Origin of the sequence: Streptomyces sp. NBC_01241, assembly GCF_041435435.1 — a bacterium.
Taxonomy (GTDB): Bacteria; Actinomycetota; Actinomycetes; order Streptomycetales; family Streptomycetaceae; genus Streptomyces.
Genome location: NZ_CP108494.1, coordinates 5308901 through 5323739, shown reverse-complemented (window position 1 = coordinate 5323739; position 14839 = coordinate 5308901). Strand labels below are relative to the sequence as shown.

Here is a 14839-nt window from a genome sequence, read left to right as displayed (position 1 = left end):
AGCTTCCGAAGTGCTGGGTGAGCGGTGTCACAGCGCAACAGGGGCGGAGCGATGAGTGATCTGACAGCGACGGCGGACATCGACAGCCGTCTGGAGGGATACCGGGTCGAGCTGACCGGCTACTGCTACCGGATGCTCGGTTCGGCCTTCGAGGCGGAGGACGCGGTCCAGGACACGCTGGTGCGTGCCTGGCGCAGCTTCGAGAAGTTCGAGGGGCGTTCCTCGCTGCGGTCCTGGCTGTACCGCATCGCCACCAACGTCTGTCTGGACATGCTGAACGCGGGCAACAAGCGGGCCCGTCCGGTCGATCTGACGGGCCCGACGCCGCTCGCGCAGGCGGCGCTCAACCCGCTGCCGGAGAACACCTGGCTGGAGCCGATGCCGGACGGACGGATCCTGCCCACGGTCGCGGACCCGGCGGAGGCCGCGGTGACGCGCGAGTCGGTGCGGCTCGCGTTCGTCGCCGCGTTGCAGCATCTGCCGCCCAAGCAGCGGGCCGTGCTGATCCTGCGCGAGGTGCTGGCCTGGAAGGCGAGCGAGGTCGCCGAGCTGCTCGACACCTCGGTCGCCTCGGTCAACAGCGCCCTCCAGCGGGCGCGCGCGACCCTCTCGGAACACAAGGGCCAGGACGTCGACACCGCGAATCCGCTCGACGAGCAGCAGCGCAAGCTCCTTGAGCGGTACGTGGCGGCCTTCGAGGGCTACGACATGGCGGCGCTGACCGCGCTGCTCCATGAGGACGCCGTGATGACGATGCCGCCGTTCGACCTCTGGCTCCAGGGGTACGACGACATCACCGGCTTCATGCTCTCCTTCGGCGCGGGCTGCGCGGGCTCCCGCCTGGTGGCGACGTCGGCGAACGGCACTCCGGCGTTCGCGCACTACAAGCCGGATCCGGACGGGCCCGGGTTCGTGCCGTGGGCGGTGCAGGTCATCGACATCTCGGAGGGCTCCATCACGGGGATGCACTGCTTCCTGGACACCCCGCGCTGGTTCCCGCTGTTCGGCCTGCCGGATCGCCTCGACGACGACGCGGCGTGAGGCGGGAGGCCGTGAGGCGGGAGGCCGTGAGGCGGGGGCCGTGAGGCGGGAGGCCGTGAGGCGGGAGGCCGTGAGGCGGGAGGCCGTGAGGCGGGAGGCCGTGAGGCGGGACCGAGGGTGAGCGGGGCGCGGACGGACGGCGCGCACGGACGGGCGAAAGCCCCCGCTGCCTCCGGGCCCCGCCCCCTCAGACCCCGCTTCCCCCGGCTTCGGCTTCGGCTTCGGCCCCGGTCCCGCACTCGACGTCCACCATGTCGGCCAGCCCCACCAGGTCCAGCAGGGCCCGCAGTTCGGGCGGTGCGTTGCGCAGCCGCAGCCGTCTGCCGCCCGCCCGGCGTGCGATCAGCCCCAGTCGCGCTATCGCCTCGACCAGTGCCAGGTCCGCCTGTACAACCCCGCCCACGTCACAGTCCACCCCGGCGTCGGGTTCGCGGACGACGTCCCCGGGGTCGTACAGCAGCGACTCCAGCTCGGCACAGAGTCCCGGCACCGTGGCCCGCGTGACGCGGCCGGTGACGACGAGAACGATCGAGGTCCTGCCTTCCACACCAGGGAGACCGGCCCGGCGGCCGAAACTCATCGCTGACCGCCTCCGCGCTTTCGCTGCGCCCCGGTCCTCCTCACGCCCTGCACCCGCCCAAGGAACCGCCCCCACCCGCCGCGCACCCGCTTCTTGCCCGCCCCTCGCCCGCCCCTCGGGCAGACAAGCAATCGATGAATATCCGTCAACTGCGTTCATCTGTGCGGTTCCTGTGAACCATTTCGATCAATTCCCCCTCTAGGCAGGTGAACCGGTCAGCACCGGCATCTCGTCGGTACCGACTGTCCAGTGGCTCCCCTCGGGGGCCGCCCGATTCTCCAGGGGGAGAGTTGCGCAGACACGTGAGAAACGCGTGTGTTTCGACCATCGCCACGGCAGCCGCCGTGGCGCTCGCGGCCGGTATGACCACCCCAGCGGTGGCACAGCCGGGTCAGGTCCGGCCGACGGGGACGAAGTCCCTGCCCCGCCATCAGCTGACGCTCATCACCGGCGACCGCGTCTCGGTGGACGCCAAGGGCCGGGTCGTGGGCTTCCAGCCCGCGAAGGGGCGTGCGCAGATACCCGTACAGCGGCAGGACCACGGTGGTCACACCTTCATCATTCCGTCGGACGCCCGTCGGCTGATCGGCTCCGGCAAGCTCGACCGGAGGCTCTTCGACGTCACTGTGCTGAACCGTCCGGAGATACGCAGGTCCCAGCAGAAGGGCCTGCGGCTGATCGTCGGTTACCAGGGCGCACAGAGCTCGTCCGCCCGGGCCGATGTCAGGGATGCCGGCGGCACCGCGGTCGGCCGGACGCTGAAGTCCCTGAACGCCGAGTCGGTGGTCACGCCCAAGCGCGATGCCGGGGACATCTGGCATGCACTCACCACCAAACCGCAGCGCAGCCCCCAGCGCACCACGGCCCCGGGAATCAACCGGGTCTGGCTGGACGGCGTACGCAAGGCGAGCCTCGACAAGAGCGTGCCGCAGATCGGCGTGCCCGCCGTGTGGAAGGCCGGCTACACCGGCAAGGGCGTCAAGATCGCCGTCCTGGACAGCGGTGTGGACGCCACCCACCCGGACCTCAAGGGCCAGATCCTGGCGACGAAGAACTTCAGCACGTCGTCCGACACGAAGGACCGGGTCGGGCACGGTACGCATGTGTCCTCGATCGTGGCCGGTACGGGCGCCAAGTCCGGCGGGAGGTTCAAGGGCGTGGCGCCGGACGCCAAGCTGATCGAGGGCAAGGTGCTCGACGACGACGGCTACGGCGACGACTCCCGCATCCTGGCCGGCATGGAGTGGGCCGCCGCTCAGGGCGCCGACATCATCAACCTGAGCCTCGGCGGCCTGGACACCCCGGAGATCGACCCGCTCGAAGCGGCGGTCAACAAGCTGTCGGCCGACAAGGGCGTCCTGTTCGCCATCGCGGCGGGCAACGAGGGCGATCTCGGCGCCGGTACGGTCGGCTCGCCGGGCAGTGCGGAGGCCGCACTGACCGTGGGCGCGGTCGACGACAACGACAAGCTGGCCGACTTCTCCAGCCGCGGCCCGCGCATCGGCGACAGCGCGATCAAGCCCGATGTCACCGCCCCGGGCGTGGACATCACGGCAGCCGCGGTGCCGGGCTCGCTCATCGACCGGGAGTACGGCCAGAAGCCGGCCGGTTACACGACCATCTCCGGTACGTCGATGGCGACCCCGCACGTCGCGGGCGCGGCGGCGCTCCTCAAGCAGCAGCACCCGGAGTGGACGTACACCGAGCTCAAGGGGGCGCTCACGGCCTCGACGGAGCCGGGTGCGTACACCCCGTTCGAGCAGGGTTCGGGGCGGATCGCCGTCGACCGGGCGATCGCCCAGACCGTCGTCGCCGACCCCGTCTCGGTGAACCTCGGTGTGCAGCAGTGGCCGCACACCGATGACACCCCGGTCACCAAGCAGGTGACGTACCGCAACCTGGGAACGACGGACGTCACTCTCTCCCTGTCGGTGACGGGTCTCGGCCCGAAGGGCAAGCCCGCCCCGGCCGGTTTCTTCACCCTGGGCGCGACCGAGGTCACCGTCCCGGCGGGCGGCACGGCCGACGTGCCGCTGACGGCGGACACCCGGCTCGGTGGCACGGTGGACGGTTCGTACTCGGCCTACGTGGTGGCGACCGGTGATGGCCAGACCGTCCGCACGGCGGCCGCGGTGGAGCGCGAGATCGAGTCGTACGACGTGACGCTCAAGGCCATCGGCCGTAACGGCGGCGTACCCACGAACGCGAACGCCGATCTCTCCGGCCTCGGCGACGCCGTCGCCGACGTGTGGCTCATGCCCCGGATCACCAACGGTTCGGTGAAGCTCCGGGTCCCCAAGGGCCTGTACTCGCTCAACGCGGAGCAGGTGCCGGGCTCCGGTGACGTCTACCGGGGCGCCGACTGGTTCGCCCAGCCGAAGCTGAACGTCACCAAGAACACCACGATCACGTTCGACGCCCGCAAGACCAAGCCGGTGAGCATCACCCTGCCCGCGAAGGGGCTCAAGCCGGGCTACGTCGCAGGCGACTACACGATCCGCGACAAGAACAGCTGGGCGTCCTTCGCCTACTTCGTGCCGGACCAGAAGAACTTCCGGACGGCACACGTCGGCCCGAAGGTGACCGACCGTTCACTGTCCCAGCACTGGACGGGCACCTGGTACAACGGTGCGTCGAGCGAGTACGACATCGTGCTCGGCGGCCCGGTGACCCAGCTCTCGGACGGCTATACCCGCAAGCTGACGGCCAAGCAGTTCGCCGCGGTCAAGGTGGCCATGGGTACGCCCGGCGTGAGCCGTAAGACCGGTGCCATCGACGCGTGGGGCAGCCTCCCCGACGGAAGCGGGTCATTCCCCCTTCAGTCGGTGGAGCAGAAGCTCCCCGGCACCCGCACGGTCCATGTCTCCACCGCCGACAAGGCCACGTGGGGATTCGACTTCGCGCAGAACGGCGGTCACGACGCGCAGGGCTTCCCGATCGTCGACTCCATGTACGTGCTCGGTGCCGAGCAGGCGTTCACCGGCGGCAAGACATACGCGAAGACCGTGAACGCCGGTGTCTTCGGACCGCGGCTGGCCAAGGGCGACGGCATCCTGCGCCAGGGCAACGAACTGGCGGCCTTCGTCCCGCTGCACGCCGACGGCAAGGGCCACGAGGGCTACATGGACTACACCTCGGTGAAGACGGTCCTCTACCGCAACGGCAAGAAGTTCGCCGAGAACCAGGATCCGCTCTTCGGGCTGGAGCCGTTCGTCCTTCCGGCCGCCTCGGCGGACTACAAGCTGACGACCTCGGTCCGGCGCAGCGCCAGAATCGCCACCCTGTCCAGCCGTATCGACGCGAGCTGGACCTTCAAGTCCAAGAAGGCGGGCTTCGCGAAGCTCCCGGCATCCACGGTCCGCTTCACACCCAACGTGACGCTGGACGGCAAGGTGACGGCGGGCAGGACTGCCTCGGTGCCGGTGACGGTGCAGGGTTCGGCCGCCGGCAAGAACCTCAAGTCGCTGACCGTGTACGTCAGTTACAACGCCGGTAAGACCTGGAAGAAGACCACGGTCAAGTCGGGCAAGATCTCCGTGAAGAACCCGGCCAGGGGCAAGTCGATCTCCTACCGGGCCAATGTCACGGACAAGCAGGGCAACAAGTCCTCGGTGTCGATCTACAACGCGTACTTCGGCAAGTAGGCGCCGACCGCATGAGAGCGGCCCGCCGGGATGGATTCCTCCGCCCCGGCGGGCCGTTCGTGTGCGGTGCGATCGAAGCTGTTACGCGATGCGCTCGCGCACGACCGGCGTCGGCGTGAACTCCGTGCCCTCCGGGGCGATGTCGTACGAGGAGGGCAGGGCGTTCAGCGCGTAGTCGAACTTCTCCGGGGTGTCGGTGTGCAGCGTCAGCAACGGCTGTCCGGCCGTGACCGTGTCACCCGGCTTGGCGTGCAGTTCGACGCCCGCGCCCGCCTGCACCGGGTCCTCCTTGCGGGCCCGGCCCGCGCCGAGGCGCCAGGCGGCGACGCCGATGTCGTACGCGTCGAGGCGGGTCAGTACGCCGGTGGCCGGGGCCGTTACGACGTGCTGTTCGCGGGCGAACGGGAGCGGGGCGTCCGGGTCGCCGCCCTGGGCGGAGATCATCCGGCGCCAGACGTCCATCGCGGAGCCGTCGGCGAGGGCCTTCTCCGGGTCGGCGTCCTTGAGCCCGGCCGCGTCCAGCATCTCGCGGGCGAGGGCCAGGGTGAGGTCCACGACGTCCTTCGGGCCGCCGCCGGCCAGCACCTCGACCGACTCGCGCACCTCCAGGGCGTTGCCCGCGGTCAGGCCGAGCGGGGTGGCCATGTCGGTGAGCAGCGCGACCGTCCGCACCCCGCTGTCGGTGCCCAGCGCGACCATGGTGGAGGCCAGCTCGCGGGCGTCGTCGAGGGTCTTCATGAAGGCGCCCGAGCCGACCTTGACGTCCAGGACGAGTGCGCCGGTGCCCTCGGCGATCTTCTTGGACATGATCGAGCTGGCGATCAGCGGGATGGCCTCCACGGTGCCGGTGACATCGCGGAGGGCGTACAGCTTCTTGTCGGCGGGGGCGAGCCCGTCACCGGCGGCGCAGATCACCGCGCCGGTGGTGTCCAGGACGCTCAGCATCGCCTCGTTCGAGAGGTGGGCGCGCCAGCCGGGGATGGACTCCAGCTTGTCGAGGGTGCCGCCGGTGTGGCCGAGGCCGCGCCCGCTGAGCTGCGGCACGGCGGCGCCACACGCGGCGACCAGCGGGGCGAGCGGCAGGGTGATCTTGTCGCCGACGCCGCCGGTGGAGTGCTTGTCGGTGGTGGGCCGGGAGAGCGACGCGAAGTCCATGCGCTCCCCGGAGGCGATCATCGCGGCGGTCCAGCGGGCGATCTCGGTGCGGTTCATGCCGTTCAGCAGGATCGCCATGGCCAGCGCGGACATCTGCTCGTCGGCGACCTCACCGCGGGTGTACGCGTCGACGACCCAGTCGATCTGCTCGGGGGTCAGCTCGCCTCGGTCCCGCTTGGTGCGGATGACGGAGATGGCGTCCATGTCCTGGAGTCCTTCCGGCCGGTACGTGACGTACGCAAGAGAGTCCCGTATGACTCTACGCGCATAGAGAGTCGAGAGGGGGGTGGCCCTCCCGGCGGGCGGGAGGGCCACGGTGGTTCGTCGGCGGATGCCGCCTGCTTCGGATGCTACGGCTTCAGGTGGTCCGGCTTCAGGTGGTCCGGCTTCAGGTGGTCCGGTCCGAACGCCTGTGGCAGCATCTCGTCGAGCGTGCGCAGCCCGTCCGGCGTCTGAAGGACCAGCTCCGGCCCGCCGAACTCGTACAGCAACTGCCTGCACCTGCCGCACGGCACCAGGATCTCGCCGGCCCCGTCCACGCAGGTGAAGTGGGTCAGCCGGCCGCCGCCGGTGGCGTGGAGCTGGGAGACCAGGCCGCACTCGGCGCACAGCCCGAGGCCGTACGAGGCGTTCTCGACGTTGCAGCCGGACACCGTACGCCCGTCGTCGACGCGGGCCGCCGCGCCGACCGGGTAGTGCGAGTAGGGGACGTACGCACGCGTCATGGCGGACCGTGCGGCGCTCCGCAGCGCCGCCCAGTCGACCTCCGGGGCGGCCGTCACTTGCCCTGGCCCTTGCGGTAGACGAGGCCGTCCGCCTTCGGCATGCGCAGCCGTTGCGCGGAGAGCGCCAGCACGAGCAGCGTCGTGACGTACGGGGCCGCGTCGACGAACTGGCTCGGCACCTGGTCCGTCAGCGCATACCAGGTGAAGAGCAGCGCGGAGACGGCTGCCGAGATCACCGCGGTCAGGTACTTCTTCTGGTACAGCTTCCAGAGCACCACGACCACCAGCAGGATCGCCAGCAGCAGCAGCATCGCGTGCACGTTCTCGGCGCCGCCGCGCAGCTTGAGGCTGTCGGTGAAGCCGAAGAGGCCGGCGCCCAGCGCCATGCCGCCCGGCATCCAGTTGCCGAAGATCATCGCGGCGAGACCGATGTAACCGCGGCCGCCGGTCTGGCTCTCCTGGTAGATGCCGGTGGAGACGATCGCGAGGAAGGCACCGGCGAGTCCGGCCATGCCGCCGGACACCATGACGGCGATGTACTTGTACTTGTACACGTTGACGCCGAGCGACTCGGCGGCCACCGGGCTCTCGCCGCAGGAACGCAGCCGCAGGCCGAACGAGGTGCGCCACAGCACCCACCAGGTGCCGGGGATCAGCAGCAGCGCGACCACGGTCAGCCAGGACAGGTTGGTGATCAGACCACCGACGACTCCGGCGATGTCGGAGACGAGGAACCAGTGTCTCTGCTGGAGATCGATCAGCCAGTCCGACAGGCCCGGAATGGTGATCCGGTCGATCGCCTCGATCCGTGGGGACTGCTTGGAGGAACCTCCCTCGACGCCGTCGAAGGCGAAGTTGGAGAGGTAGCGGGTGAGCCCGACGGCAAGGATGTTGATGGCCACACCGGAGACGATGTGGTTCACCCCGAAGGTGACGGTGATGATCGCGTGCAGCAGCCCGCCGAGGGCGCCGCCGAGGATGCCGAACAGGACACCCACCCAGGGGCCCCACTGGAATCCGGCCCAGGCGCCGAACCAGGTGCCCAGGATCATCATGCCTTCGAGGCCGATGTTGACGACACCCGCGCGCTCCGCCCACAGACCGCCGAGCCCGGCCAGCCCGATCGGGACGGCCAGTTCGAGGGCACCGGCGACCTGGCCCACGGAGGTCACGTCGTTGGCGCCGCTGATCAGGCGGACCAGCGAGACCAGGGCGAGCCCGCCCGCGACGATCAACAGGACGACGGGCAGGGTGAGCTTGCGGCGACCGCCGCCCTTCATGGGGGCGACGCTTGCGGCGGCGACTTTGCTGGCGCTCACAGTGCGGCCTCCTTCTCGGTCGTGAGGGCATGACCGGCGGCGAGCTCCTCGCCGACCTTCTGCTGCTGGCGGCGGGTTCCGTAACGGCGGACGAGTTCGTAACTGACGACGACCGAGATCACGATCAGGCCCTGCATGATCGTGGCGATCTCCTTCTCGTACCCGAACTGGTCGAGAGAGGCGGACGTCTTGTCCAGGAAGGCGATCAGCAGCGCGCTGAACGCGATGCCTATCGGGTTGTTCCGGCCCAGCAGGGCGATGGTGATGCCGGTGAAACCGATTCCGGTCGGGAAGTCGAGGCTGTACGTGTGCGTGTCTCCGAGGAGCGTCGGCATGCCGGCCAGGCCGGCGACGGCTCCGGAGATCAGCATCGAGGTGAGCACCATCTTCTTGGCGTCCACTCCGGAGGCCTGGGCGGCGCTCTCGCTCTCGCCCGTGGCCCGCAGGTCGAAGCCGAAGCGGGTGCGGTTCAGGACGAACCAGTAGACGACACCGCAGGCGGCCGCGACGAAGGTGAACCCGTAGATCTCCCCCGCGTCGGCACCCATGGACAGACCGGGGAACCAGGCGGACTCCGGGATGTCGCCGGTGGTCAGGTTGTTGGAACCGGCGGGCTGCTCACCGAAGTTCTTCGGCAGGATCAGCCAGGCGATCAGTGCGGTCGCGATGGAGTTGAGCATGATCGTCGAGACGACCTCGCTCACCCCGCGGGTGGTCTTGAGGAAACCGGCGATGCCCGCCCAGAAGGCGCCGACCAGCATCGCGACGATCACGATCAGCGCGATCTGCAGCGCCCCCGGCAGATGGACGCTCGCGCCGACCAGCGCGGCCATCATCGCGGCGAGCCGGTACTGGCCGTCGACGCCGATGTTGAAGAGGTTCATGCGGAAGCCGATGGCGACCGCGAGGGCGGCGAGGTAGTACGTACCGGCCTGGTTGATGATCAGTACCTGTACGTCGGCGTACGTCGCCGAGTCGAACATCAGGCTGTACGGCTCGAACGGGTTCTTGCCCGAGGCGAGCAGCACCACGGTGGTGAGCGCGAAGGCGACGACCAGGGCGAGAACGGGGCCGGCGAAGCCCAGAATCAGCCGGTCCTTGTCGAATTTCTTCATCAGGCCTCGTCCTCCGGTGCTGCCTCGAGATGACCGGTGGCGGCGCCGGTCATGGCCGAGCCCAGTTCCTCCGGGGTGATGGTGCCGGGGTCGGCGTCGGCGACCAGCCGGCCGCGGTACATGACGCGCAGGGTGTCGGAGAGCCCGATCAGCTCGTCCAGGTCCGCCGAGATGAGCAGGACGGCGAGGCCCTCGCGGCGCGCCTCCCGGATCTGGTCCCAGATCTGCGCCTGTGCGCCGACGTCCACTCCGCGGGTGGGGTGCGCGGCGATCAGCAGTTTCGGCGCGTGGCTCATCTCCCGGCCGACGATCAGCTTCTGCTGGTTGCCGCCGGAGAGGGAGGCCGCGGTGACCTCGATGCCCGGGGTGCGGACGTCGTACTCGCGCACGATCCGTTCGGTGTCGGCGCGGGCCGCCTTGATGTCCAGCAGCCAGCCCCGGCTGTTGGGCCTTTCCGTGACGTGGCCGAGTATCCGGTTCTCCCAGAGCGAGGCCTCCAGCAGCACACCGTGCCGGTGCCGGTCCTCGGGGATGTAACCGATGCCGCTCTCGCGTCGCTTGCGCGTGGGGACGTGCGAGATGTCGTCGCCGTCGAGGGTGATCGCCCCGCTGTCGGGGTCCCGCATGCCGATCAGGGCCTCGATCAACTCGGTCTGGCCGTTGCCCTCGACCCCGGCAATGCCCAGCACCTCACCCTTGTGGATGGTGAAGTCGATGCCGGCCAGCACGTCGCGTACCACGCCGTCCGGGTCGGTGACGCCGAGCGCGAGGTTCTCGACACGGAGCATCGGAACGTCCGTCACCGTGGATTCCCGGGTCTCGGGCGAGGGCAGTTCGCTGCCGACCATCAGCTCGGCGAGCTGCTTGGTGGTGGTGTTCGCCGGGTCGGCGGTGCCGACCGTCGTGCCGCGGCGGATCACCGTGATGTCGTCGGCGACCGACAGCACCTCGCCCAGCTTGTGCGAGATGAAGATGACGGTCAGGCCCTCCGCCTTGAGTTCGCGCAGGTTGTCGAAGAGCGCGTCGACCTCCTGCGGGACGAGCACGGCCGTCGGCTCGTCCAGGATCAGGATGCGGGCGCCCCGGTAGAGGACCTTGAGGATCTCCACGCGCTGCCGGTCGGCGACGCCGAGGTCCTCGACGAGCGCGTCGGGCCGGACCCCCAGACCGTACGCGTCCGAGATCTCCATGACCTTCTTGCGTGCGGCGGCGCCGATGCCGTGCAGCTTCTCACCACCGAGAACCACGTTCTCCAGGACGGTGAAGTTGTCGGCGAGCATGAAGTGCTGGTGCACCATGCCGATGCCGCGCGCGATGGCGTCGGCCGGGCTGCCGAACGCCACCTCGGCCCCGTCGACCGTGATGGTGCCCTCGTCCGGCTTCTGCATGCCGTAGAGGATCTTCATCAGAGTGGACTTGCCGGCGCCGTTCTCACCGACGAGGGCGTGAACCGTGCCCTTACGGATGGTGATGTCGATGTCGTGGTTGGCGACGACGCCTGGGAAACGCTTGGTGATGCCGTGCAGTACTACGGCGGGGGGGCTGGTGGACGCGTTGATGACGCACTCTCCTTGGCCGGACAGGAGCGGGGCAAAGGGGCAGGGGGCGGGGTGAAGCTATCGCGCCGGAGGGCCGTCTACACGCGTAGCGCTGCTGAATCGTAAGGCAGCGCACACAGCATCGCGAAAGACTCGGTCCTGGGCCTGTGCGGCTGGGGCCTGTCCGGCGGATCGGGGTCGGACAGGGCGCGGCGTCTGGTGCGGTGCATCGCAGGGCGCCGGAGCGTCCTCATAGCGGAGCTATTCGGGCGTTTCGGCAACCCGCGAGGTGCCGTGCCAGGCGTCGCGACCCCGGCCATGATCTGCCGGACAGGCCCTGGTGCCGGGAGGGGCACCAGGACGCTGCGACGGGCGGAACTTCTTCGATGAGCACCCCGTGGGCCCGGAGCGGCAGGACTGCGCGCTCCGGGCCCCCGGGAAACCAGCCGTACGGCAGTTGCTACGGGGTGGTCTTGACCGTGACCGTGCCGTCGATGATGGCCTTCTTCGCCTTGTCGACAGCGGCGGTGACCTCGGTCATCTTGGCGAAGGCCGGGTTGGAGCCGGCCAGGCCGACACCGTCCTTGTCCAGGCCGAAGCGGATCTCACCGGTCTGCGGCTTGCCGTCCTTGACCGACTTGATCAGGTTGAAGACGGATCCCGAGACGTCCTTGGTGACCGAGGTCAGGATCTGCGCCTTGTAGGCCGCCAGACCCTTCTGGCTGTACTGGTCGGAGTCGACGCCGATGGCCCACTTGCCCGCCTTGGCCGTGGCCTCGATCGAGCCCGAGCCGGCGTTACCGGCCGCGGCGTAGACGACATCGGCCTTCTTGTCGAGCTGCCCCTGGGCGGCGGCCTTGCCGAGGTCGGGCTTGGAGAAGCCGTCGAAGTTCGGCGGCTGGGTCAGGTACTGCGACAGGACCTTCACCGACGGGTCGGTGTCCTTGACGCCCTGCTCGAAGCCCGCCTGGAACTTCTTGATCAGCGGGGTCTCCACACCGCCGAGGAAGCCGACCGTCTTCGTCTTGGTGACCTTGGCGGCGGCGACGCCCGCGAGGTACGAGCCCTGCTCCTCGTTGAAGACCAGGTTGGCGATGTTCTCGCCGGTCACCGAGGCGTCGTCGATGATGCCGAAGGTGATCTTCGGGAACTTCGGCGCGACCTTCTTGATGGCGGGCGCGTACGCGAACCCGACGCCGATCACCGGGTTGTTGCCGGCACGGGCCAGCGTGGTGAGACGCTGCACCTTGTCGGCGTCCGACTCACCGTCGGACGGTTCGGCCTCGGCGCCCTTGAAGCCGAGTTCCTTCTCGGCCTTGACCAGTCCGGCATAGGCGGCATCATTGAACGACTGGTCGCCGCGGCCCCCGATGTCGTACGCGAGGGCGGCCTTGGCCTCCTTGGAGTCGGAACCAGCATCTGACGAGGACTTACCGCCACAGGCGGTGGCACTGAGCGCAAGCGCCGCGGACGCAAGGCCCACGGTGGCAATCCGGGTGATCCGGCGCAAGGGAAGGCTCCTTCAAACCTGACCGAAGCGCCTCTTCCGGCGCTGGTTTCGCGGCGATCGTAACGCGCGTAGATGTCAGATAAAGCCCTGTACGGAAGCTGTTATCGGATCGTCGCGAACGAGAGGTGACCTGTCCGGTTACAGATGGTTGCCGTCCAGCAACGCGCAGGCGGTGAAGAGCTCCACGGCCACCGTGATCGCCTCCTCGTCGGCGTCGAAATCACCACGATGCAGGTCGAGCCGGGCAGTGTCGCCGGGCGTGCGGACCCCGAGCCGGGCCATGGCTCCCGGGACGCGTTCCAGGTACCAGGAGAAGTCCTCGCCGCCGAGGCTCTGCTCGGTGTCCTCGATCGCATGCGAACCGCGGCGTGCGGTCATCGCCCTCGCGAGCAGATCGATCATGATGGCGTCGTTCACGACGGGCGGGACGCCGCGGACGTAGTTGATCACCGTCTTGGCGCCGTACATCCCGGCCACCTCGTCGATCGCCGCGTGCACCAGGTCCGGCGCCTCCCGCCAGGCCGCCAGGTCCAGACAGCGCACGGTGCCGGAGAGCTCGGCGTGCTGCGGGATCACGTTGCAGGCGTGCCCGGCCTCCAGCCGGCCCCAGGTGACGGCGAGCCCGGCCCGTGCGTCGACCCGGCGGGCCAGCAGCGCGGGCACCTCGGTGGCGACCTTGGCGGCGGCGGTGACGAGGTCGGTGGTCAGATGCGGCCGGGCGGTGTGCCCGCCGGGGCCGTCGAGGCTGACCTCCAGCCGGTCGCAGGCCGAGGTGATCGCCCCGGCCCGCAGCCCGATCCGCCCCACGTCCACCTTCGGATCGCAGTGCACCCCGATGATCCGCCCGACCCCCTCCAGCGCCCCGGACTCGATCGTGTCGGGCGCCCCGCCGGGCAGCACTTCCTCGGCCGGCTGGAAGATCAGCCGCACCGGCCGCGGCAGCAGCCCCTGCCGGTCGAGCTCGGCGAGCACGAGACCGGCGCCGAGGACCGCGGTGGTGTGGATGTCGTGCCCGCAGGCATGTGCGCGGTCGGGGACGGTGGAGCGGTACGGGATGCCGGCCTTGGTGTCCGGGATGGGCAGGGCGTCGATGTCCGCGCGCAGGGCGAGCACGGGCCGCGGGTCGCCGTCGCTCCCGCCCACGTCACAGACGAGCCCGGTCCCCGTGTCCAGCACCCGAGGCGCCAGCCCCGCCTTCTCCAGCCTGGCCTTGATGGCCGCGGTGGTACGGAACTCCTGGTTGCCCAGCTCGGGGTGCATGTGCAAGTCACGCCGGAAGGCGATCAGCTCGGCACGCAAGGCCTCGGGCAGGGTGCCGGACAGCACCTCATCCCCGGGCAGCTGGGCATCGGAATCGCGGGACATCAACGGGTTCACCTGCTGAAGGGTAAGGCCCTTCCCCCGTCAACTGACCATGAAACAAGAAAAGTTCAGCCACATAGACGAATAAATGACTGGGTCGTGGCGTGTGAGGTGATGACGGGGTGGGTAAACTCACCCATTTCGCACCCTGGCCGGTCACCCCGGCCACCCGCCACGCGCACGACACCCCGGAGGGGCTCCGTCAGTGGGGCAGCCCCTGGCGTACCGGAATCAGCGCCAGCCCGATGCACAGGGCTCCGGCCGGCAGCAGGTCCAGGCTCGTGGCCATCAGTACGGTCCCGGCCAGCACGGCCACGGGAGCCCATGCCCGGACCAGGTCCCGGCGGAAGAACGCGAGCAGGGTGACGAGGCCCAGCAGCCCGAACCAGAACAGCATCGGCACCACCGTATAAACCAACGGCATCACGCCGGGTACGTCCTGCACCCGCCCGAACAGGTCGCTCATGGCCTGCTCGTCCGCCGCGACGAACCCGACCGCCAGGTCGATCACCGCCTGGACCGCCACCGCCGCCGATCCGAGCAGCCCGGCCCAGGCCGCCACCTCCACGGCCAGCCGTTTGCCGCCACGCACCACGGCGATCCTCCGCAGCCCCAGGAACACCGGCACGAACACGGTGATCCCGGCCAGGAACAGCAGATGCGCCACCGTCCACCACGCACCGGGCCCGTAATCACTGACGGCCCGCCCGATCAGCCGCACCGCTCCGTACGCGGCCATCAGGGCCGGTCCCGCCAGGAGGGCCGTACCGACCGCCTTGGCCGTCTCGCCCTGCCGCTCCGCCGCCATCCGCATCGTTGTCATGCGCTGATGCTCGCGCCCGGCCGACCC

The 14839-nt window shown here is 69.4% G+C and carries 11 protein-coding genes; 2 read left to right on the top strand and 9 right to left on the bottom strand.

The window, feature by feature from the left end:
- The first annotated feature begins 51 nt into the window (after window positions 1–51).
- Window positions 52–1041, top strand: a complete 990-nt coding sequence (locus OG306_RS23925) for a sigma-70 family RNA polymerase sigma factor (RefSeq protein ID WP_266748114.1) — start codon at window positions 52–54, stop codon at window positions 1039–1041.
- Between the two features lie 187 nt (window positions 1042–1228).
- Here OG306_RS23925 and OG306_RS23920 read toward each other — a convergent pair whose 3' ends face one another.
- Window positions 1229–1621, bottom strand: coding sequence for an STAS domain-containing protein (locus OG306_RS23920; protein ID WP_266748113.1), 393 nt, complete (start codon window positions 1619–1621; stop codon window positions 1229–1231).
- 302 nt (window positions 1622–1923) lie between these two features.
- Between OG306_RS23920 and OG306_RS23915 the strand changes: the two genes are divergently transcribed.
- Window positions 1924–5265 carry a S8 family peptidase gene (locus OG306_RS23915; RefSeq protein WP_405681123.1) on the top strand — a complete coding sequence of 1114 codons (3342 nt, stop codon included), beginning with the start codon at window positions 1924–1926 and terminating at the stop codon, window positions 5263–5265.
- Between the two features lie 81 nt (window positions 5266–5346).
- On the opposite strand, the gene OG306_RS23910 is transcribed toward OG306_RS23915, so the two are convergent.
- From OG306_RS23910 to OG306_RS23875, 8 genes are all read right to left on the bottom strand, one after another.
- Entirely contained in the window at window positions 5347–6624 is a 1278-nt protein-coding gene (locus tag OG306_RS23910; RefSeq protein ID WP_266748112.1) for a thymidine phosphorylase, read from the bottom strand.
- Window positions 6625–6770: 146 nt separating this feature from the next.
- Window positions 6771–7202 (bottom strand): cytidine deaminase, encoded by a 432-nt coding sequence (locus tag OG306_RS23905; RefSeq protein WP_266748111.1) that lies wholly within the window; start codon window positions 7200–7202, stop codon window positions 6771–6773.
- Window positions 7199–8425 (bottom strand): ABC transporter permease, encoded by a 1227-nt coding sequence (locus tag OG306_RS23900; protein WP_266752381.1) that lies wholly within the window; start codon window positions 8423–8425, stop codon window positions 7199–7201. The genes OG306_RS23905 and OG306_RS23900 overlap by 4 nt, the downstream gene beginning before the upstream one ends.
- Window positions 8426–8460: 35 nt before the next feature.
- Window positions 8461–9579 carry an ABC transporter permease gene (locus OG306_RS23895; RefSeq protein WP_266748110.1) on the bottom strand — a complete coding sequence of 373 codons (1119 nt, stop codon included), beginning with the start codon at window positions 9577–9579 and terminating at the stop codon, window positions 8461–8463.
- Entirely contained in the window at window positions 9579–11162 is a 1584-nt protein-coding gene (locus OG306_RS23890) for an ABC transporter ATP-binding protein (RefSeq protein ID WP_266752379.1), read from the bottom strand. Before OG306_RS23890 ends, OG306_RS23895 begins: the two co-directional genes overlap by 1 nt.
- Window positions 11163–11577: 415 nt before the next feature.
- Window positions 11578–12627, bottom strand: coding sequence for a BMP family lipoprotein (locus OG306_RS23885; RefSeq protein WP_266748109.1), 1050 nt, complete (start codon window positions 12625–12627; stop codon window positions 11578–11580).
- Between the two features lie 138 nt (window positions 12628–12765).
- Window positions 12766–13992, bottom strand: coding sequence for an amidohydrolase (locus OG306_RS23880; protein WP_266752377.1), 1227 nt, complete (start codon window positions 13990–13992; stop codon window positions 12766–12768).
- 199 nt (window positions 13993–14191) lie between these two features.
- The gene (locus tag OG306_RS23875; protein WP_371665603.1) at window positions 14192–14812 is read right to left on the bottom strand and encodes a hypothetical protein; all 621 of its coding nucleotides are present in this window, start codon (window positions 14810–14812) and stop codon (window positions 14192–14194) included.
- Between the last annotated feature and the right edge of the window lie 27 nt (window positions 14813–14839).

Excerpts from the sequence above, each read along its gene's own strand:
- OG306_RS23875 (WP_371665603.1), bottom strand. The coding sequence starts at position 14,812 with ATGACAACGATGCGGATGGCGGCGGAGCGGCAGGGCGAGACGGCCAAG.
- OG306_RS23895 (WP_266748110.1), bottom strand. The coding sequence starts at position 9,579 with ATGAAGAAATTCGACAAGGACCGGCTGATTCTGGGCTTCGCCGGCCCC.
- OG306_RS23910 (WP_266748112.1), bottom strand. The coding sequence starts at position 6,624 with ATGGACGCCATCTCCGTCATCCGCACCAAGCGGGACCGAGGCGAGCTG.
- OG306_RS23900 (WP_266752381.1), bottom strand. The coding sequence starts at position 8,425 with ATGAAGGGCGGCGGTCGCCGCAAGCTCACCCTGCCCGTCGTCCTGTTG.
- OG306_RS23880 (WP_266752377.1), bottom strand. The coding sequence starts at position 13,992 with ATGTCCCGCGATTCCGATGCCCAGCTGCCCGGGGATGAGGTGCTGTCC.
- OG306_RS23925 (WP_266748114.1), top strand. The coding sequence starts at position 52 with ATGAGTGATCTGACAGCGACGGCGGACATCGACAGCCGTCTGGAGGGA.
- OG306_RS23920 (WP_266748113.1), bottom strand. The coding sequence starts at position 1,621 with ATGAGTTTCGGCCGCCGGGCCGGTCTCCCTGGTGTGGAAGGCAGGACC.